This window comes from Tabrizicola sp. (assembly GCF_031377265.1).
Taxonomy (GTDB): domain Bacteria; phylum Pseudomonadota; class Alphaproteobacteria; order Rhodobacterales; family Rhodobacteraceae; genus JAUYQR01.
The window spans coordinates 1-19,485 of sequence record NZ_JANMET010000259.1; the positions used below are offsets into that span (position 1 = coordinate 1).

General features: G+C 64.4%; 23 protein-coding genes. 15 read left to right on the forward strand and 8 right to left on the reverse strand.

The window, feature by feature from the left end:
* From RMO18_RS14800 to RMO18_RS14825, 6 genes are all read right to left on the reverse strand, one after another.
* On the reverse strand, window positions 1-767 hold a 767-nt coding region (locus RMO18_RS14800), incomplete at its 3' end, for a sugar phosphate isomerase/epimerase (protein WP_309666915.1).
* Window positions 768-812: 45 nt separating this feature from the next.
* The gene (locus RMO18_RS14805) at window positions 813-1,709 is read right to left on the reverse strand and encodes an HAD family hydrolase (RefSeq protein ID WP_309666916.1); all 897 of its coding nucleotides are present in this window, start codon (window positions 1,707-1,709) and stop codon (window positions 813-815) included.
* Window positions 1,702-2,469 carry a glucose 1-dehydrogenase gene (locus RMO18_RS14810; protein ID WP_309666917.1) on the reverse strand — a complete coding sequence of 256 codons (768 nt, stop codon included), beginning with the start codon at window positions 2,467-2,469 and terminating at the stop codon, window positions 1,702-1,704. Before RMO18_RS14810 ends, RMO18_RS14805 begins: the two co-directional genes overlap by 8 nt.
* Before the next feature lie 3 nt (window positions 2,470-2,472).
* On the reverse strand, window positions 2,473-3,030 hold the full coding sequence (locus tag RMO18_RS14815) for an SIS domain-containing protein (protein WP_309666919.1): 558 nt from the start codon (window positions 3,028-3,030) through the stop codon (window positions 2,473-2,475).
* A complete protein-coding gene (locus tag RMO18_RS14820; RefSeq protein WP_309666921.1) occupies window positions 3,027-4,340 on the reverse strand; it encodes a sn-glycerol-1-phosphate dehydrogenase in 1,314 nt (437 codons plus the stop codon). The genes RMO18_RS14815 and RMO18_RS14820 overlap by 4 nt, the downstream gene beginning before the upstream one ends.
* The gene (locus RMO18_RS14825) at window positions 4,337-5,389 is read right to left on the reverse strand and encodes a sn-glycerol-3-phosphate ABC transporter ATP-binding protein UgpC (protein ID WP_309666923.1); all 1,053 of its coding nucleotides are present in this window, start codon (window positions 5,387-5,389) and stop codon (window positions 4,337-4,339) included. Before RMO18_RS14825 ends, RMO18_RS14820 begins: the two co-directional genes overlap by 4 nt.
* A 140-nt stretch (window positions 5,390-5,529) precedes the next feature.
* Between RMO18_RS14825 and RMO18_RS14830 the strand changes: the two genes are divergently transcribed.
* The 5 genes from RMO18_RS14830 (at window position 5,530) to RMO18_RS14850 (ending at window position 11,089) form a co-directional block, all read left to right on the forward strand.
* Window positions 5,530-6,870 carry a sugar ABC transporter substrate-binding protein gene (locus RMO18_RS14830; RefSeq protein WP_309666925.1) on the forward strand — a complete coding sequence of 447 codons (1,341 nt, stop codon included), beginning with the start codon at window positions 5,530-5,532 and terminating at the stop codon, window positions 6,868-6,870.
* Between the two features lie 81 nt (window positions 6,871-6,951).
* On the forward strand, window positions 6,952-7,830 hold the full coding sequence (locus RMO18_RS14835; RefSeq protein ID WP_309666927.1) for a sugar ABC transporter permease: 879 nt from the start codon (window positions 6,952-6,954) through the stop codon (window positions 7,828-7,830).
* Window positions 7,830-8,657 carry a carbohydrate ABC transporter permease gene (locus RMO18_RS14840; RefSeq protein WP_309666928.1) on the forward strand — a complete coding sequence of 276 codons (828 nt, stop codon included), beginning with the start codon at window positions 7,830-7,832 and terminating at the stop codon, window positions 8,655-8,657. Before RMO18_RS14835 ends, RMO18_RS14840 begins: the two co-directional genes overlap by 1 nt.
* A 9-nt stretch (window positions 8,658-8,666) precedes the next feature.
* On the forward strand, window positions 8,667-9,638 hold the full coding sequence (locus tag RMO18_RS14845; RefSeq protein ID WP_309666929.1) for a sugar-binding domain-containing protein: 972 nt from the start codon (window positions 8,667-8,669) through the stop codon (window positions 9,636-9,638).
* Window positions 9,638-11,089 carry an FGGY family carbohydrate kinase gene (locus RMO18_RS14850; RefSeq protein WP_309666931.1) on the forward strand — a complete coding sequence of 484 codons (1,452 nt, stop codon included), beginning with the start codon at window positions 9,638-9,640 and terminating at the stop codon, window positions 11,087-11,089. The genes RMO18_RS14845 and RMO18_RS14850 overlap by 1 nt, the downstream gene beginning before the upstream one ends.
* Here the strand turns inward: RMO18_RS14850 and RMO18_RS14855 are convergent, their stop codons facing one another.
* Complete coding sequence (locus tag RMO18_RS14855) at window positions 11,090-11,740, reverse strand: hypothetical protein (RefSeq protein WP_309666932.1); 651 nt, start codon at window positions 11,738-11,740, stop codon at window positions 11,090-11,092. It abuts the gene before it with no gap.
* A 216-nt stretch (window positions 11,741-11,956) separates the two neighbouring features.
* On the opposite strand from RMO18_RS14855, the gene RMO18_RS14860 reads away from it, so the two are divergent.
* Window positions 11,957-12,595 (forward strand): nucleoside/nucleotide kinase family protein, encoded by a 639-nt coding sequence (locus RMO18_RS14860; RefSeq protein WP_309666933.1) that lies wholly within the window; start codon window positions 11,957-11,959, stop codon window positions 12,593-12,595.
* A 12-nt stretch (window positions 12,596-12,607) separates the two neighbouring features.
* Entirely contained in the window at window positions 12,608-13,450 is an 843-nt protein-coding gene (locus RMO18_RS14865) for an amidohydrolase (protein ID WP_309666934.1), read from the forward strand.
* 23 nt (window positions 13,451-13,473) lie between these two features.
* On the opposite strand, the gene RMO18_RS14870 is transcribed toward RMO18_RS14865, so the two are convergent.
* Window positions 13,474-13,683 (reverse strand): hypothetical protein, encoded by a 210-nt coding sequence (locus RMO18_RS14870; RefSeq protein WP_309666936.1) that lies wholly within the window; start codon window positions 13,681-13,683, stop codon window positions 13,474-13,476.
* 191 nt (window positions 13,684-13,874) lie between these two features.
* Here RMO18_RS14870 and RMO18_RS14875 point away from each other — a divergent pair, with 191 nt between their 5' ends.
* The 8 genes from RMO18_RS14875 to murB all read left to right on the forward strand — a co-directional run.
* A complete protein-coding gene (locus RMO18_RS14875; RefSeq protein WP_309666937.1) occupies window positions 13,875-15,038 on the forward strand; it encodes a putative peptidoglycan glycosyltransferase FtsW in 1,164 nt (387 codons plus the stop codon).
* Window positions 15,038-16,126, forward strand: a complete 1,089-nt coding sequence (locus tag RMO18_RS14880; RefSeq protein WP_309666939.1) for a UDP-N-acetylglucosamine--N-acetylmuramyl-(pentapeptide) pyrophosphoryl-undecaprenol N-acetylglucosamine transferase — start codon at window positions 15,038-15,040, stop codon at window positions 16,124-16,126. The genes RMO18_RS14875 and RMO18_RS14880 overlap by 1 nt, the downstream gene beginning before the upstream one ends.
* A gap of 1 nt (window position 16,127) precedes the next feature.
* Window positions 16,128-17,534: a UDP-N-acetylmuramate--L-alanine ligase gene (gene murC / locus RMO18_RS14885; RefSeq protein WP_309666940.1), complete on the forward strand. Its 1,407-nt coding sequence runs from the start codon at window positions 16,128-16,130 to the stop codon at window positions 17,532-17,534.
* Window positions 17,531-17,797 (forward strand): DUF2484 family protein, encoded by a 267-nt coding sequence (locus tag RMO18_RS14890; protein ID WP_309666941.1) that lies wholly within the window; start codon window positions 17,531-17,533, stop codon window positions 17,795-17,797. The genes murC and RMO18_RS14890 overlap by 4 nt, the downstream gene beginning before the upstream one ends.
* Window positions 17,797-18,051, forward strand: coding sequence for a DUF2484 family protein (locus RMO18_RS14895; protein ID WP_405054085.1), 255 nt, complete (start codon window positions 17,797-17,799; stop codon window positions 18,049-18,051). Before RMO18_RS14890 ends, RMO18_RS14895 begins: the two co-directional genes overlap by 1 nt.
* Window position 18,052: 1 nt before the next feature.
* Window positions 18,053-18,340, forward strand: coding sequence for a hypothetical protein (locus RMO18_RS14900; protein WP_309666943.1), 288 nt, complete (start codon window positions 18,053-18,055; stop codon window positions 18,338-18,340).
* A 24-nt stretch (window positions 18,341-18,364) separates the two neighbouring features.
* On the forward strand, window positions 18,365-18,646 hold the full coding sequence (locus RMO18_RS14905; protein WP_309666945.1) for a hypothetical protein: 282 nt from the start codon (window positions 18,365-18,367) through the stop codon (window positions 18,644-18,646).
* Window positions 18,647-18,691: 45 nt separating this feature from the next.
* Window positions 18,692-19,485: UDP-N-acetylmuramate dehydrogenase (gene murB / locus RMO18_RS14910; RefSeq protein ID WP_309666946.1), on the forward strand; the 794-nt coding region annotated here is incomplete at its 3' end.

Below are 19,485 nucleotides of genomic sequence, written 5' to 3' on the forward strand. Positions count from 1 at the left end.
CCTTCGCCGATCACCTGATCGGTGCTGTCGGCCACTGGCCGCCAGACTGACAGGCCCCAGGCCAATTCCGGTGGCATGTTGATGAAGCTTTCCATCGCCAGACCGCCGGTGAACCCGATGGCGGCCAGGGCGGCAAAGATCTCGTCCCAGTCGCAGGTGCCATGGCCGGGTGTGCCACGGTCGCTTTCCGACAGGTGGATGTAGCGCAGATGGTCGCGCGCGGCGAGGATGCCGTTGGCCGCGCCCTTTTCTTCGATGTTCATGTGATAGGTATCGAGGTGGATGAACAGATTGTCCGCCCCAACCCGGTCCAGCATTGCCGCCGCCTGCCAGCCGGTGTTGATCAGATGCGTCTCGTAACGGTTCACCGGTTCGATGCCGAAGGCGATGCCAAGGCGCTTGGCGTGTTTTGCTGCCGCCGAGAGGCAGAGTGCAACGTTGTCCAGCTCCACCGTGGTCGGTGGCAGGCCGGAGCGTTCGCCGATGCCGCCATAGGTAACCCCGGTCAGCGCCAGTGCCCCCATGGCGGCGGTCTTGTCCAGTGCCATGGCCAGAAATTCGATCCCCTTTTGCGGATCGCGCGAGGGCCAGTGGCTTTCAGGCAAACCGAGCGAGCAGACGGCGCTGATCCCCGCCCGGTCAAACAGCGCGCGGGAATGGGCGGCGTCGACGATGGGCGGATCGAGCAGTGCCACTTCGACAAAGTCAAAGCCGTGGCGGGTGGCCTCGGCTACCGCAGCCTCGGCGGCTTGCGGTGTCCAGCGCATGGTCCAGATGGAAGAGTGGATGCCAAAGCCGCGCATGATGACCTCTCAGGTGGTGGTGATGATGACGTCGGGGATGATGCCGGAGGCGGAGATAAAGGGGGCGGTGTCGCGCCCGGCAAACAGGCCGTGGGCGGTGACAAGGACGGTGCCCATGCCTGCGGCACGCCCGCCAAGTGTGTCGGTGTGCAGTGTGTCACCGACCATGGCGAGGCGGTGGGGGGCGAGGCCGCTGCGGGCTGCGGCCTCGTGGTGCGCGTCGGGGAAGGGTTTGCCGCACCAGTGCAGCGTCGCGCCCGTGCGGTCGGCGATGTCATGCGCCCAAAAGCCCGGTTCGGTGGACAGGCCACCTTCGCGGGGGGCGACAAGGTCGGGGTTGGCGATGACAAGCGGGCGGGGGTTTTGGTGCATCGCGTGCAGGAGTTTTTCATGCAGGTCCGGCGTCCAGCGGGCGGTGGAAAGGTAGAGAAAGGCGTCGATGCCGGACCAGTCTTTGGTGTCGTGCAGGTCGGTCACGCGCGCGGGCAGGTCGGCGAAACTATCGCCTTCGGCAGCGATTGCGCCCCAATACGCGCCGTCGGCGATGTGGGCAAGCGCGGTTGCGGCGATGTCGCGGGAGGAGACGACCTCATCGGCGGCGAAGTCAAAGCCGAGGCGGTGGTATTTGCGCAAAGCCTCGCTGCGGGGGTAGGAGGCGGCGTTGGTCAGGACGCACAGGCGTTTGCCCATCGCGCGCAACTGCGCCATGCGGGCGACCGCGCCGGGGATCGGCAGGTCGCCGACGTTCACCACGCCAAACGCGTCAAGGACAAAGCCATCCCAGCGGTCGGCGACATCGGCAAGGGTGTCGGCGTGCAGGCTGGTGGCGGGAAAGGTGGCGGTGGGCAGGCGGCGGCGCACGGCCTCGTAGCGCGCGAAGGCCGCTTCGGTGGTCAGGTCAAACACTGGTGAAACCGCCTTCCACCATCAACAGCGCGCCGTTGACCATGGCCGAGGCATCGGAGGCGAGGTAGAGCGCCGCGTCGGCGATTTCGACGGGTTCGGCAAAGCGGCGGGCTGGGGTGGCGGTGCGGAACGGATCACCCTTTTCGGGCGCGCCCCAGACCTTTTTGCCCATCGGCGTCATCACCACGGTCGGGCAGATCGCGTTGACCTGCACGTTGTGGCGCGCCCATTCGGCGCACAGCGATTTGGTTAGGGCGTTGAGGCCGCCCTTGGAGCTTGCGTAGGCCGCGTGATCATCCAGCGCGATGACGCCGGTTTGCGAGGAGATGTTGATGATCTTGCCCCAGGCTTGGGCGATCATCGCAGGGGCAAGGGTGCGCGCGGTCAGGAACGGCGCGCGCAGGTTGACGGCCATCATCAGGTCCCACGCCTCGGTGGTGAAGTCGAGGGCGGGGGCGACATTGGCCATGCCGGCGGAGTTCACCAGTATGTCGATGGTGCCCCATTCGGACAGCGCGCGTTCGCAGGCCAGAACCGGCTCGGTCGGGCTGGCCATCTCGGCGGTCAGGGTCAGGCAGCGGCGGCCATGGGCGCGGACGGTGACGGCGGTGGCGGCGAGGTCGTCGGCATCGCGGCCAAGGGCGACGATATCGGCCCCGGCCTCGGCAAACACCGCCGCGATTTCGGCGCCAATGCCTTTGGAGGCGCCGGTGATCAGCGCCTTGCGGCCGTGCAGCGAGAAGCGGTCTTGCCAGCCCATGGCTTACTCCAGATTGGTGTGGCGGGCGCGCATGGTTTCAGGGGCAATGCCCAGGTGATCGCGCAGGCGCAGGATCAGGAGTTCGAAGGCGAGGTATTGCGCGCCTTCGAACAGCGAGCCCATTGGCAGGACCGAGGTTGCGCCGGTCTGATCGCTCGCCATGGTTTGCGCGGGGATCAGGAAGATGCGGTCGGCGGATTGCGGGGCGGTGCCTTGGGCTTGCGCGGTGACGCAGGCTACGCGCGCGCCAGCGGTGCGGGCCACTTGGGTGAGGCCGTTCACGGTGGAAAACCCGCCGGGACCTGCGCTGGTGATCAGCAGATCACCGGGGCCGAGGGGCGGGCAGGACATGTCGCCCACCACATGTGCATCCAGCCCCAGGTGATACAGCCGCATCGCCAGCGCCCGCATCATCAGCCCTTCGCGCCCGACGCCGTAGCAGGCGATGCGGCGGGCGGCGGCGATGTCGTGGACCATGCCGTCCATTGCGGCAGGGTCGATTGCGGCCACGGCGGCGCGGATTTCATCGGCTGCGCGGGCGGCAAGGGTTGCAAGCGTCATGGGTCCCCCCTTTTTCCCAGGCCAGCCTCAGCAGCCTGCGGCAGAAGCCCGGTTTCGTCCAGCAGATCAAGCAGGGTGTAGCGGCTGCGCAGGAAGCGGGCTTTCAGGATGGTGGTGTGCAGGTAATCGTGGCTGACGCCGATGTCGGCGGCATCGGACGGCGCACCAGCGGCTGAGAGCGCTTGCACCATGCTGACGGCGGGCATCAGCCGGGCGCGCAGGCGGGCGGAAAGGTCGGGCCAGACGGTGGTGAGCCGGTGCAGCCGGTCGCGCAGGGCGGGCCCTTCGACATGTTTGGCTTCGGTTTCGGCGATGGCGCGATCGGCGATTTCGCCGGGGCCGAAACGCGCACGAATCTCGGTCACCTTCATCGCCATGGTCAGGCCGGGCCTGTCCGGGTCAAAGCGGCGGGGTTGGCTCAGAAGCCAGTCGAACATCCGCAGCGTGGTGACGCAGCCGACCGCGACGCAGGCGCCGTGGCTGACGCGTTCGCCGGCGAAGGTCAGGTCATCCATCTCCCACAAGTGGGCGATCTGGTGATCCGCCCCCGAAGCGGGGCGCGAGGAGCCATGCGCCTCCATCGCCAGACCAACGAGGGTGAGGCCAACGAACAGCCCTTCGATTGCCGCCGGGTCGCCCGCCCGGATGCGTTTGGGGTGGGCGAGCCAGCCGGCCAGGCCACCCTGCACCAAAGGCCAGGCGACGTCGTCGATGGCCTCGATCCCCAACGCATCGGCGATCATCCAGTCGCCGCCCGCGGGCACCTTTCCGGCAAGATCGCCGTAGCCCCAGCCGGTCATTTCGGGCGGCGCGGCGCAGATCACGTCAAGGTCGGCGATCAGCACCTTGGCGGGGCGGCAGGGGATGGTCTTCTTGAACCCGTTCTCTGAAAGAGGTGCGCCTGCCGAGGTGTAGCCGTCCATCGAGGCGGCGGTTGCCACGCAAAGGTAGGGGATGGCGCGCTGGAAAGCCGCGTATTTCACCACATCATTCATCACGCCCGAACCGATGGCGACGGGGGTCTCGCCCGCGCGCAGGACCGCGCCGAGGCTGTCGGCAAGGTCGGTCGTCGGCTTTGGGCGCGGCGTGGCGGCGATGACGTGGCGGCGGGTCTTGATGCCTGCAGCGTTGAGCGCCGCCTCCACTGCCGGACCTGCGGCGGACCAGCCACGGTCATCGGCGAACAGGCAGGCGGGGCCGTTGAAGTGACGGGCGTAGATCGCGCCGGCGTCCGCCAGAACCCCGCGACCAAGGGCGATTTCGGCCACATTGGCCGACCGGGCAACGGCTTGCGCGATCAGATCTGTCATGCAATGGCCCCGAGACTGCGGCCGTCGGCAGCGAAATAGTGCAGACGGGCGGCGGGCAGATCAAGGCCGACCTCGGCCCCGTGATCCAACGCCGTATCGCCTTCGGCGCGCACGACCATCTGTGCGCCAGCGCGGGTGCGGACGTAAAGATACGCGTCGCCCCCCAGCGTTTCGCGCAACAGAACGCTGGCCGCCATCTGGCCCTGACCGGCGGGCGAGAGGGTGATGTGTTCCGGGCGGATGCCGAGGTGAACCGTGCCATCGGGCGCCGGCCCGAGAGGTTCATCGCCGTGTGCAGCGGTGTTGTTCGTGAGGGTCACGTCAAGAAAGTTCATCGCCGGGGCCCCGATGAAACCGGCGACGAAGATGTTGGCGGGGCGGTGATACAGGTCCATCGGGGTGCCCACCTGCTCGATCCGGCCGGCGTTCAGGACGACGATCTTGTCGGCCATCGTCATCGCCTCGACCTGATCATGGGTCACATAGATCATCGTGGCTTTCAGGTCGCGGTGCAGCGCCTCAAGCTCGACCCGCATCTGAACGCGCAGCTTTGCGTCAAGGTTGGACAGCGGTTCGTCGAACAGGAAGGCTTTCGGTTCCTTCACAATGGCCCGCCCGATCGCCACACGCTGGCGCTGGCCGCCAGACAACTGACCGGGCTTGCGGTCAAGATAGGGGTCAAGCTGCAGGATACGCGACGCTTCGGCCACGCGGGCGTGGCGTTCCGTCTGTGGCACCTTGTTGACCTTCATGCCGAATTCCATGTTTTCCTGCACCGTCATGTGCGGATAAAGTGCGTAGGACTGGAACACCATGGCCACGTCGCGGTCGGACGGGGCCAAGGTGCTGACATCTCTGCCGCCGATGGAAATCGTGCCGCCAGAGATCGCTTCGAGACCCGCAATCGAGCGCAGCAGCGTGGACTTGCCACAGCCGGACGGGCCGACAAAAACCGCAAACTCGCCATCCGCGATGTCCAGCGTCACATCGTGCAGCGCCTGTTGCGCGCCGTAGAACTTGTTCACGCCCGAAAGCCTGACTTCGGCCATGCCGTTTCCTTCCCATACGCCTGACTTTACCGGGTGGCCGCAATTTTCCCGGTTGACTCGCTGACGTTTCGATACATTTATATCTGCAGCGTTACAAATGGAAGTCAACCGTCAAACGCTGAAACCAATGGGAGGTTACCATGAAATTCAAGACTGAGGTCAGTGCGCTGGCGCTGGCGGCCACGGCCAGCCTTGGCGTGGCGGGGCAGGCGGCCGCATGGTCGCTGGAAGAGGCCGCGAAACCCTTTGCGGGGACCGAGCTTGAGGTGCTGTTCCTTGACCGGCCGGGCTACAATGCCGCGATCAAGATGCTGCCGGAGTTTGAGGCGGCAACCGGGATCAAGGTCAACTACACCACTGTGCCGTATGAGAATGCGCTGGGTGAGCAGGTCCGCGATTTCGTGGCCGGTGGGGATCTGGATGTAGCGCTGATCGACCTTGTCTGGATCGGCAACTTTGCGGAAAACGGCTGGCTGGTGCCATCTGATACCTTCATCAGCAACCCCGAACTTGCCGATCCCGACCTTGATATGGCGGACTTCTTCCCGCTGGTGCTGGACGCTTTCGGGTCGTGGAACGGGGTGAACTACGGACTGCCGTTCGACAACTATTCCGGGCTGCTGTTCTACAACAAATGCATGCTGGAAGCCGCCGGTTTCGACAAGCCGCCAGCCACTTGGGCTGAGGTTATGGACACCTACGGCCCGGCCCTGACGAAGGATGGCAAGTACGCCTATGCGTTGCAATCAAAGCGCAACGAGACGCAGTCGGCAGACAGCTTTGCGCGGTTCTTGTGGCCGTTTGGCGGGTCTTTCCTGAACGCGGAATTCAGGTCGAACCTGATGTCGCCGGAAAGCCAGGCGGGGCTGAAGTTTCGGCAGGATCTGATGAAGTTCATGCCCGAAGGCATCGTCGCCTATGACCACTCCGAAACGGTCAACGCCTTTGCGCAAGGCGATGTGGCGATGATCACCGAATGGTCGGCCTTCTATTCGACCGTGGTCAGCCCCGAGACATCGACGGTTGCGGACTGCGTTGAAATCGCTCCGGAACCGACCGGACCTGCGGGCCGTAAACCAGCTTTGGGCGGCTTCTCACTGGCCGTGGCCGCGCAGGCCGATGACGCCGAAAAGGCCGCCGGATGGCTGTTCATCCAGTGGGTGACGTCGAAGGCCAAGGCCGGGCAATACCTGGAAATGGGTGGCGTTCCGGCACGGCAGTCGGCCTATGCCGATCCGGCGCTGGCTGCGACCTACAAGTTCATTCCCGCGCTGGTGGAATCGTGGAAAGAGGGCGTGCCGGAGTTCCGTCCACGCTTTGCCGAGTGGCCCGCGATCACCGAGATCGTGCAGGAATGGGGCACCAAGATGATGCTGGGCGAAGTCAGCATCGAGGAAGGGGCAAAGATGATCGGCGACAAGATGGAGGCCGTGCTGGCCGACGCCGGATACTACGACGGCAAGAAGCCGCTGGCCCAATAAAGTTTCCTCCCGCATGATGCAGGTTGCATCCGCGCCCCGGCCGGTCAGGCCGGGGTTTCCTCACCCCGACCGGAGCCTTTGATGAGTTTCCCCGTCCGCCGCAGGACGATTGCGGCCTTCCTTGGCCCGGCTGTGTTTGCCCTTGTCATCGTGGGCATCGCGCCCTTGCTGTTCGCCGTCTGGAAAAGCCTGCATTACTTCAATCTGACCAAGCTGGCGCAGCAGAGGTTCGTTGGTCTGGACAATTACGCCTTCGTGCTGACCGACCCGGTGTTCTGGCAGGCGATGGGGCGGACCGCCACGCTGTTCCTGATCGCGGTGCCGGTGCAGATCGCGCTGGGCCTGGTGATCGCGCTGGTGCTGCACCGGCCCGGGCTGACGGTCTGGAAGACGCTGACGCGGCTGTCGCTGGTGTTGCCGATGGCCACGACCTATGCGGTGGTCGGATTGCTGGCGCAGGTGATGTTGAACCAGAAATACGGCGTGATCAATCAGATGCTGGGTTGGATCGGGGTTGATCCGATCAATTTCATCGGTGACCCGACAAATGCATTCATCGCGGTGATCCTGTGGGATATCTGGCAATGGACCCCGTTTGTCGCGCTGGTGCTGCTGGCGGGATTGGCCACCGTGCCGCCCGAGATCGAGGAGGCGGCGCAGTTGGAGACGAAGTCGAATTGGACGGTGCTGCGCTACGTGCAGTTGCCATTTCTGATCCCGTCGCTGGTGGCGGTTCTGATCCTGCGCACGGCGGATACGTTGAAGCTGTTTGACATGCCCTTTACCATGACGCGCGGTGGGCCGGGGTCGGCGACCGAGTTTATCGCGGTGCTGATCGAACGGGTCGGCAACCGGCAGTTCGACATCGGCCTGGCATCGGCGCAGTCCATCATCATGCTGGCGATCACCATTGTCCTGGCCCGCGCCTACATCCGCTTTTTCTACCGCGAGGTGCGCTGATGGCCGCCCCGGTTCAGGCCCGCAATCTGGCGGGGGAGGCGATCCTCCTCATCCTCATCTGCGCTTTCTGCATCTTTCCGTTCTACTGGATGGTGACGACCAGCCTGAAGACCCAGATCGTGGCCCTGCAATCGCCGCCGGTCTGGTGGTTCACCCCGACGCTGGCGAATTACTGGGAGGTGCTGTTCGAGGACCGCGTCGGCGTGGCGCTGATCAATTCCATCATCGTGGCGACCTGCACCACGGCGCTGGCGGTGCTGCTGGGCTGCCCCGCCGCCTATGCGCTGGCGCGGTTCGAGTTTCGCGGCAAGCAGGATCTGTGGTTCTGGTTCATCACCAACCGGTTCGTCAGCCCGGTGGTGCTGGCCTTTCCGGTGTTCCTGATCAGCCGCGAGCTGGGGCTGCGCGACACGCATCTGGCGCTGATCCTGATGTATCTGACCTTCACCCTGCCTATCGTGATCTGGATCTGCACCGACCAGTTCCGTTCGATTCCGCGCGAGCTGGACGAAGCGGCGATGCTGGAAGGTGCCAGCCAGTTCCGCATCTTTCGGTCGATCTGCCTGCCGCTGGCGATGCCGGGGGTGGCGGTCAGTTCGATCCTGTCGTTCATCTTTTCGTGGAACGAACTCCTGTTCGCCTACATCCTTGCCCCGAAGGCCGCGAAAACCGCGCCGGCAATGGCGGTCACGTTCATGGAAGGTTACGACGTGCCCTACGGAAAGATCATGGCCACTTCGACGCTGATCGTGATCCCGGTCTTGATCTTTGCACTGCTGGCGTCGAAACACCTGGTGCGCGGCCTGACCATGGGCGCGGTAAAGTAAAGGTTCCCGATGGCCCGCGCGCCGAAACTGCCGCAGATTGATACCGAAGAGCGGTTTCTGGCGCAGGTCGCCTGGGCCTATTACGTCGAGGGGCTGACGCAGGAAAAGGTCGCCGACAAGCTGGGTGCCACACGGCTGCGCGTGAACAAGGCGCTGTCTGAGGCGCATTTGCGCGGGCTGGTGCGGATCAGTTTCAACACCTCGTATGCCGCCTGCGCGGAACTTGAGGCTGCGTTGATGGCGCGGTTTGGCTTGACGCAAGCCTACGTCGCCCCCGCGCCGATGGACCCCGGAGATGTGCAAAAGGTCACTGGCGCGGCGCTTGGCCATCTGTTGAGCGAGGTGCTGGCCGACCCGGCAGTGAAGTTGTTCGGCATGTCGTGGGGCGGCACGCTGAACCTTGCCACCCGCTATGTCGCGGCGATGAGCCGGCCGGATCTGGAGGTAATCTCGGTAATGGGCGGCCTGACGCGCGGGTCGGATCTGAACAGCTTTGAGATCACCACGCGGCTGGCTGATCTGTTGGGCGCGCAGCACAGCTATTTCACCGCACCTTTGTATGCCGGCAGCCGGGAAAGCCGCGATACGATCATGCAACTGGACGTGTTCCGCGAGGTGCTGGAAAAGCTGCGCGGGGTGGATGCGATGGCGATGGCGGCGGGCGATCTGTCGCCACGATCGCTGTTGATGCGCGACGGGATGCCCAAGGATGTGACGGTCGAGGAATTGGTCGCCATGGGTGGGGTCGGCGATGTGCTTGGCACCGTGATCGACGCCGAAGGCCAGCCTCTGGCCCACAAGATCAACGAGCGGGTGATCGGCATCGGGCTGGACGATCTGGCGGGCATCCCGAACGTGATCCTTGCCGCAGGCGGGCCACACAAGGTGGCCGTCAACCGTGCGATCCTGCGGCGCGGTGTGGTAGATACGTTCGTGACCGATGAGGCCACGGCGCGGGCCTTGCTGGCGGGGCCGCGCTGATGCTGACCATCGGGATCGACCTTGGCACCTCGGGCATCAAGGCGGTGCTGATGGAGGATGCGACGCGGGCCGTGGCGCAGGCGGTGCGCCCGGTGGCGGTTTCCATCCCGCAGGTGGGGTGGTCGGAACAGGACCCCGATCTGTGGGTGGGCGCGGTCTGGGCTTGCCTTGACGATCTGGCGGAGGCGCAGCCTGACGCGATGGCGGCGGTGGCGGGCATCGGTCTTTCCGGGCAGATGCTGGCGGCGCTGGTACTGGGGCCGGACCTGCGTCCACTGCGGCCAGCGATGCTGTGGAACGACCAGCGGGCGATTGCCGAATGCGCCGAATTGCTGGCCGCGGTGCCCGATATCGGCAGCCGCACCAATGGCACGCCCGACCCCGGCATCACGGCGCCGAAACTGCTGTGGCTGGCGCGGCACGAGCCTGCGGTGATGGCCCGCGCCCGGATGCTGCTGTTGACCAAGGATTACGTGCGTCTGGCCCTGACCGGCGAGGTGGCGAGCGAGGCCACCGATGCCGGGGGCACCCAGCTTCTGGATTGCCGCAGCGGGCAGTGGGATGCCGGGTTGTGCGCCGCAATCGGTTGGGACCCGGAGCATTTGCCGCCGCTGATCACCTCCTGGGGTGCCGCAGGCGGGCTGCGGCCGGCTTTGGCGCGGCGTTGGGGATTGCGGCCGGGAACGCCGGTTGCCGCCGGGGCCGGCGACAACATGGGGTCGACACTGGGTGCGGGGGGCGCGCGGCCCGGTGATGCCGTGGTTACGGTGGGCACCTCGGCGGTGGCCTGTCTGGTCGACGCGGCGTTTCATCCGGGGCCGGAGGTTGCGATCCTGACGTCGGCCCATGCCGCGCCGGAGTGTTTCCTGTCGATGGGCGTGGTGATGGCGGCCACCGCCGCACTGGACTGGACCGCCCGGATCGCAGGCACCACGGTGGCCGATCTGGCAGCGCGGGCCGAAGCCTTTGCAAACACCGGCCGGATTGCCGAGGCGCCGCTGTTTCTGCCCTGCCTGAATGGCATTCGTACGCCAACAAACCGCCCCGGCGCGACCGGCCAGATGACCGGGCTGCACCCCGGTGTCGATGCGGCGATGCTGGCCTATGCGACGATGGAGGGCGTGGCGCTGCAGATCGAAAGCTGCATCATGGCGCAGCAGGCCGTCGGGGTTGCGGTTGGCGACGTGGTCGCCGTGGGTGGGGGCACGCGGTCGCCCCTTTGGATGCGGCTGCTGGCCAGCGCGCTTGACCGACCCGTGGCCTTGCCGGAAGGGGCCGATTTCGCCGGTCCGGGCGGTGCGGCACGGCTGGCGATTGCCGCAGCGACGGGCAGCACCGACGCGCTGTACATCAAGCCGCCGACGCGTGCGGTGATTGACCCGGACCCGATGCTGGCTGCGCATCTTGCCGCGCGGAAAGAGCGGTTTCAGGCGCTGGTGCGTCGCGCCTGATCAGCCGCCGAGGATTGTCGTGTCGAAGGTCAGAGACAGGCCGATGTAGCTGTCCACATAGTCGGACCCATCATAGTAGCGCAGATCAACCGCAGCCTCGTCGGTGAAGTTGTAGCTGGCGCCCACATCCCATTCCTGCTCGTTCGATGCGCCGTCCACCTCGTAGACACCATAGTTGGCCGACAGCGTGATGGTATCGCTGGCATAGAATTCCAGGCCGACATAGGCGCTTTTGGTGCTGTCATCCGGGTAGTAGTAAAGATCGGTGGTCACCGCCGCCTTGTCGCCAAGGGTTTGGCCGAACGACAGGGTGAGTTCGGAATAGTTGGCGTCATCGACGTTGGGCAAATAGTAGTAGGTGTAGACGATCCCGTAGCTGAAGCCGCCGTCGGTTGCGCCGCGATAGCCGATGTAGGGATCAATCTCGTTGGCGTCGGAGTCGTTGGCGATTTCGACCGCAAGGCCGCCATACAGGCCCTGCCGTTCGGCCTCGATATAGGCCGACAGGGTGGTGGTGTCGCCACTGCCGTCGCCGTTCGGGTCGAACAGCCGCTCAAGCTCGCCTCCGCCATAAACCAGCAGTTCCTGCGCGAGCGCGGGTGCGGCAGACACGGTTAGTGCGACGACGGTCGATGTAAGGATGGTGCGCATGGGACAAACCTCCTGTTGCCGGGTCAGAGTGGCATCATCACTGATTGGTTGACAGTCAAAGATTTGAGTCTTTTTTTCAAGTGTTGCTCTGGGTCCACCAAGGGTTGCCTCAATGCAGCGACCGCTGCACGGTAATCACGCAGTTCGGGGTTGCGCCGCCTTGAGCTTTGGCGACATGAATTCTCTGGCAGGCGTGCGTGCAGAGGGGCGTAGGTTGTGAAGTCCGAAACGATCGAGATTGCGGATCTCGCCACCATTCTGGAACGCCGTGCCGAGAAGGGCAGGGTGATTGCCGCAGTGGTCGGGGCGCCGGGATCAGGGAAATCGACGATCGCGGAAAAACTGGCTGGCAAGCTGAACGCTGTCAGGCCAGAGATGGCTGCCGTGCTGCCGATGGACGGGTATCATTACGACGACCTTTATCTTGGTCCGGCAGGCCTTTTGGCCCGCAAAGGTGCGCCGCACACGTTTGATGTGGATGGGCTTTACCATGTGCTGCGGCGGATGCGGGCACGGGACGAAGTTTCGGTTGCGGTGCCAGTGTTTGACCGCAAGATCGAAATTGCCCGGGCCGGTGCACGGCTGATCAGTGCAGCAGTGCCGGTGATCATCGTCGAGGGCAACTACCTGTTGCTGCAAAGTGATCCCTGGGCCCGGCTGCGACCGCTGTTTGACGTGACTGTCATGCTGGATGTTGCCGAGGGTCTGCTGCGGTCGCGGCTGACGGGGCGATGGAACCGGTTTGGGCTGACCGGGGCCGAGATCCAGCGCAAGCTGGAAGACAATGACCTGCCGAACGGGCGGCTGGTGCGCACGCAAAGCGCTGTCGCCGATTACCGGATCGTCACCGTATAGAAAGGCCGCGCCATGGACCTGATCGACACCCACCAGCATCTGATCCTGCGCGACCGGATCGGCTATGCCTGGACGCAGGATTTGCCGGCACTTGCCACCGGCGATTTCACCCGCGCGGATTATGCCGGGCTGACGGCGGGCAAGGGCGTGATCGGCACGGTCTTCATGGAAACCGGCGTTGACGATGCCGACTATCAGGCGGAAGCGCGGATGGTTGCGGGGATGGTCGGCACGGACGGCATGCTGGGCCAGATCGCCTCGATCCGGCCTGAGTGGGACGATGGCTTTGATGGCTGGCTAGAAGAGGCTGCGGGGCTGAATACCGTGGGGTTCCGGCGCATCCTGCATGTGGTGCCCGACGATGTGTCGCAAAGCGAGACGTTCCGGCGAAATCTGCGCAAGATTGGTATGGCAGGGTTTTCGTTCGACCTCAACTTTCTGGCGCGCCAGCTGATACCGATTGGTGCCGCACTGGTGCGTGCCTGCCCGGACCAAAGTTACATCCTTGATCATTGCGGCGTGCCGGATGTGGCGGCTGGGGCATTTGACGAATGGGCGCGCGGCATCGACGTGATGGCCGCCTTTCCGAACATCGTGGTCAAGTTTTCCGGCATCACCACCTACTGCGCACCCGGAACCGCCTCGGTGGCGCTGCTGCAGCCTTATGTGGATCACCTGCTGCGGGCGTTCGGCCCGGACCGGATGCTGTGGGGCGGCGACTGGCCGGTGGTCAACCTTGGCGCGGGCTTGCCGGGGTGGATCGACATGACGCGGGCGCTGTTGGCGGGGCTGTCGGCGGATGAACAGTTCGCGATCGGGCAAGGGACGGCGCGTCGGGTCTATCGGTTGGGCTAACGCCGGGGGCCGGATATGCAGGTCTATTCGACCACGAAGTATCCAATGATGATCGCCACGACGATCATCGCCGTGGTGAGGTGACGAAAGCGGTCTTCGGGATAGCTGTTCCGGTCAACCATGAAGACAAAGAACGACGGCCCGTCGTCCGTTTCTTCGTAAATGGCGTACAGCACCCACCGAACCAGAAGGATCGCCACTGTTGCAACGAACAGAAAGGCCTGGAACGACATGGCGCGTATCCCGGTTGGGCGAGCGGGATCACTACCCCGTCTGACAAACACTAGCCAATCCTGCGAAACGGGCAAGGGCAAGGCATGCTTTCTTGCTGGCCACAGCGCGTGTTCTTCGCTAATCTTTGCGCCATGACCTGGGGGATACATCCGGGCGAGAAGGCAGAGCAGGCGAATTCAGGCGGTTACCCATGACTGAGATGGTCTATGGCTCCAATCCCGTTCGGGTGACGGAGCCGGTACTTCCCCGTTGGTGGCGCACCATCGACAAATGGACGCTGACTTCGGTCTTCGTCATGTTCGGCATCGGGCTTTTGCTTGCCCTTGCCGCCTCGGTGCCGCTGGCCACCCGAAACGGGCTGGAACCTTATTACTATGTGCAACGGCAGGCGTTCTTCGGCGGTGTCGCGCTGACGGTGATGATCGCCATATCGATGATGTCGCCGGATATGGTGCGCCGGATCGGCGTGCTGGGGTTTGCGGTTTCGATGGTGGCGTTGATGCTGCTGCCGGTGCTTGGCACCGATTTCGGCAAGGGCGCTGTCCGCTGGTTCAGTCTGGGCTTTGCCTCGGTGCAGCCGTCGGAGTTTCTGAAGCCCGGGTTCGTCGTGGTCACCGCCTGGCTGATCGCCGCATCGCAAGACATCAACGGCCCGCCCGGCAAGACGGTGTCGTTTGCGATTGCGATGATCGTTGTGGGCTTTCTGGCGATGCAGCCGGATTTTGGTCAGGCGGCGCTGGTCATCTTTGCCTGGGGGGTGATCTACTTTGTCGGCGGCGCACCGATGACGCTGATCGTTGTGGTGGGCGGGATCGTAGCGGCAAGCGGTTTCGTGTTCTACGAATCCAGCGAACATTTTGCGCGCCGGATTGACGGCTTTCTCAGCCCCGATGTCGACCCGCGCACCCAGCTTGGCTATGCCGCCAATGCCATTCAGGAAGGCGGGTTCTTTGGCGTCGGCGTCGGCGAGGGGCAGGTGAAATGGTCACTGCCGGACGCCCATACCGACTTTATCATCGCGGTCGCGGCCGAGGAATACGGGCTGATCCTGGTGCTGATCATCCTGGCGCTGTACGGACTGATCGTGGTGCGGTCCTTGCTGCGCCTGATGCATGAGCGCGACCCGTTTACCCGGCTGGCGGGCGCGGGTCTGGCCTGCATCTTCGGCGCTCAGGCGATGATCAACATGGGGGTTGCGGTGCGTCTGCTGCCCGCCAAGGGGATGACATTGCCATTCGTGTCTTACGGAGGGTCATCGGTCATCGCGGCGGGGATCACCATGGGAATGCTGCTGGCGCTGACCCGCGCCCGCACGCGCGGCCAGATCAGCGACGTGTTCAAACGGGGGCGGTGATGGGACGGCTGTTGCTCATCGCGGCGGGGGGCACGGGGGGGCATATGTTCCCCGCGCAGGCGCTTGCCGAAGCGATGGTAAAGCGCGGCTGGCGGGTAAAGCTGTCAACCGATGCGCGCGGCGCGCGCTATGCGGGCGGGTTTCCGGCCGAAGTGGTGATTGAACAGATGGGCTCTGCCACCTTCGCGCGTGGCGGGGTGCTGGCCAAGCTGTTGGTGCCATTTCGCATCGCGGGCGGCGTTATCGGGGCAGTCTGGTCGATGCTGCGCGACAGGCCTGCGGTGGTGGTGGGCTTTGGCGGATATCCTTCGATACCGGCGCTGACGGCGGCGTTCCTGCTGCGCCTGCCCCGGATGATCCACGAACAGAACGGCGTTCTGGGCCGGGTGAACCAGATCTTTGCGCCCCGTGTTCACAAGGTTGCTTGTGGCACCTGGCCCACGGCCTTGCCAGCGGGGGTGACGGGTGAACACACCGGCAATCCGGTGCGTCAGGCGGTGCTGGACCGGGCAGGCGCAGGCTACATTCCGCCGGGGGATTACCCGATGAGCCTGATGGTCATTGGTGGCAGCCAAGGGGCGCGGGTGTTGTCGGACGTGGTGCCTGCCGCCGTGGCAGCCCTGCCCGACGCCATTCTCAGCCGTCTTCGGGTGGCCCATCAGGCCCGCACCGAAGATGCCGAAAGGGTAACCGCAGCATATGAGGCGGCGGGCGTTTCGGCAGAGGTAGAACCGTTTTTCGCCGACATTCCGCGCCGCCTGTCGGAGGCGCAGCTGGTCATCTCGCGATCAGGTGCGTCGTCGATTGCCGACATTTCGGTCATCGGACGGCCTGCCATCCTGATCCCGTTCGCCGCAGCCACCGGCGACCACCAGACGGCCAATGCACGCGGGCTGGTCGATGCCGAGGCCGCAATCCTGATCCCGGAAAAGGCGCTTGACGCCCAGACCCTCAGCCTGCACATGGCGACCGTGCTGGGCCAGCCCGATGCTGCAGGACGCATGGCCCGCAACGCGCTGGGGCAGGGGCGCCCGGATGCGACAGAGCGGCTTGTGGCCCTTGTCCAAGATCTTGCGAAGGACGCGTGAAATGAATGCCGCCACCAAACTGCCGATGGAACTGGGGCCGATCCACTTTGTCGGGATCGGCGGTATCGGCATGTCGGGCATTGCCGAAGTGTTGATGACGTTGGGCTACCGGGTGCAGGGGTCTGACGCCAAAGCCAGCAAGATCACCGACCGGCTGGTTTCGCTGGGGGCCACTGTGTTCGAGGGGCAGGCTGCCAAGAACATCGGCGACGCGGCGGTTGTCGTCATCTCTTCGGCGATCAAGAAGGGCAACCCGGAACTGGAAGAGGCCCGCCGTCGCAAGCTGCCGGTGGTGCGCCGCGCCGAAATGCTGGCCGAACTGATGCGGATGCGGTCGAACATCGCCATCGCGGGGACGCATGGCAAGACCACGACCACGACGATGGTGGCCACCCTTCTGGATCGCGGCGGGTTCGATCCGACGGTCATCAACGGCGGGGTGATCCACGCCTATGGTTCCAACGCCCGTGCGGGCGCGGGCGAGTGGATGGTGGTCGAGGCCGACGAATCTGACGGATCGTTCAACCGCTTGCCCGCCACCATCGCCATCGTCACCAACATCGACCCGGAACATATGGAACACTGGGGCACCTTCGATGCGCTGCGGAAGGGCTTTCTCGATTTCGTGTCCAACATTCCGTTCTATGGGTTGGCGGTGTGTTGCACCGATCACCCCGAGGTTCAGGCGCTTGTCGGCCGGGTGACGGATCGGCGCGTGGTCACGTTTGGCTTCAACGCGCAGGCCGATGTGCGGGCGCAGAACCTGACCTATGAGAACGGCGTGGCGCATTTCGACATTGCCTTGCAGGCCGAAGACAGCCTGATCGAAGGCTGTACCCTGCCAATGCCGGGCGATCACAACGTCTCGAACGCGCTGGCGGCGGTCGCTGTCGCCCGCCACCTTGGCATGAAGCGCAGCGAGATCCGCGAAGCCTTGGCCGGTTTTGCCGGGGTCAACCGCCGCTTTACCCGGGTGGGCGAGGTGAATGGGGTGACCATCATCGATGATTACGGCCATCATCCGGTCGAAATCGCAGCAGTGCTGAAGGCCGCCCGTCAGGCCACCAAGGGCCGGATCATCGCGGTCCACCAGCCGCACCGCTATACCCGTCTGTCCAATCTGTTCGATGATTTCTGCACCTGTTTCAATGATGCCGACGTGGTCGCCATCGCCGAGGTCTATGCCGCAGGCGAAGACCCCATTCCGGGTGCTTCGCGCGATGATCTGGTTGCAGCCTTGATCGCGCATGGCCACCGCGATGCCCGCGCAATCACGGATGAAGCGGATCTGGCGGCCTTGGTGCGGGATGTGGCGCGGCCCGGTGACATGGTGGTCTGTCTTGGGGCCGGCACGATTACCACCTGGGCGAACGCCCTGCCGGCCAGACTGATCGGACAGGCCGCGTGACCGCACCACTGATCCTTGGCTGTTTGTGGGTGGTTGCCGCCGCAATCGTCGCCATGCTGCCGATGAAGCGGCAGATGCTGCCGGGGTCGCTGTTGCTGATTGCAGCGCCTTTTCTGCTTGGGTGGATTGCGTTCGTGCATGGCTGGATCTGGCTGGCGATTGGCCTTTTCGCGTTTCTGTCGATGTTTCGCCGCCCGCTTTTGTATTACCTGCGCAAGATGCTTGGACTTTCGGCTGACCTGCCGCCCGAGTTGAAGAAATGATGGCGCCGCTGGTCCTGTGCCTGATCTGGCTGATCCTTGCCAATGCCATCGCCATGTTCCCATCGCGCGACAAACACTGGCGTGCTGCATATGTGCTGATCGCGGTCGGAATTCCGCTGGTGGGTTGGGTCACCTATGAAAGCGGTCCGATCATCGGCATGATCGTGGTGGCGGCCGGGGCGTCGGTGTTGCGCTGGCCGCTGGTCTATCTGTGGCGCTGGGTCAAGCGCCAGCTCGGGGCGAGGAGCGGCTGATATGTATGGTCATCTTGTTGCCATGGCTGTGGTTGCGGGGGCCGTGGCTGCCGCGGTTTCATGGCTTGTCGCGGCGCGTTACGGTGTGCGCTGGGCTTTGACGATCCCGTTGCTGGCGCTGTTGGGTGCCCTCAGTTTGTTGTGGAAAGCCGAAGGAATGGGGTTTCACGAGGGTCTTGGCCTTGCCGCCGGCGCGGTGGTCTTTGCGCTACCCACGTTGGTGGGTGCTGGCATCGGGATCGTGCTGCAAGTGATGTCGCGGAACAAGCACGGTTCGGGCAAGCCATGACTATTGGGGCAAAGGATCGGTCTGGTGGGTGAGATCGAGAGCCTGTCGGTTGTGGCAGGTGTGATCCTGTTCGCGGCGGGTTTGCTGTCTTATCTTTTGGCGCGACGGGGTGCCAGGCGACTTGCCTGCTCAGTGCCCGTTCTGGCGGTAGTCGTGTTCATGGTGTTAATCGCAATTGCGGCGAACAAGAACGGGATCAGCAGCCTTGATTGGTACGCATACGCCGCGTTCTTTGCGCTGCCAGCGGCGGTTGGCGGCGGCCTTGGTCTGATGATTGCTGCGTTCAAGGGCGATAGGCAGGCGTAACGCCGCCCCTTGCCTGCCACGCCCGGCGGCTTTACCAAAACGGCCATGGTGATCGATCTTCCAACCCCGCGCGGCACTTTGACGGCGAACCGGCCGCTTGCCGACCTGACCTGGTTGCGCGTCGGTGGCCCGGCGGATTGGCTGTTTCAACCGGCGGACGAGGATGATCTTCGCAGCTTTCTGGCCGCGGTTGACCCTACGGTTAAGGTGTTTCCGATCGGCGTCGGGTCCAACCTTATCGTGCGGGATGGTGGCCTCAGGGCTGTGGTGATCCGGCTGGGTCGGGGGTTCAACACGATCGAGATCCGGGATGATACGGTCATCGCTGGTGCGGCTGCGCTGGATGCGCATGTGGCGCGCAAAGCGGCGGAGGCCGGGTTGGACCTGACGTTTCTGCGCACCATTCCGGGGTCCGTTGGCGGTGCGGTGCGGATGAACGCGGGATGCTATGGGTCTTATGTGGCCGATCATCTGGTGTCGGCGCGGGTGATCACCCGGCAGGGCGAGGTTCGGGAGATGTCCGCCAAGGCGCTGAACCTGGGCTATCGGCAGTCCGAGCTGCCCGAAGGCTGGGTGATCATTGGCGCCACCTTTCGCGCGGCAAAGGGTGATCCGGTGACGCTTGGGGCCAGGATGGACGATCAGATCGCCCGGCGCGACGCCTCGCAGCCGACCAAAGACCGTTCGGCGGGGTCAACCTTCCGCAATCCCGCAGGATATTCCAGCACCGGGCAGGCAGGCGACAGCCAGGACCTGAAGGCATGGAAGGTGATTGACGAGGCCGGAATGCGCGGGGCCACCAAAGGCGGCGCGCAGATGAGCCCGATGCACTCCAACTT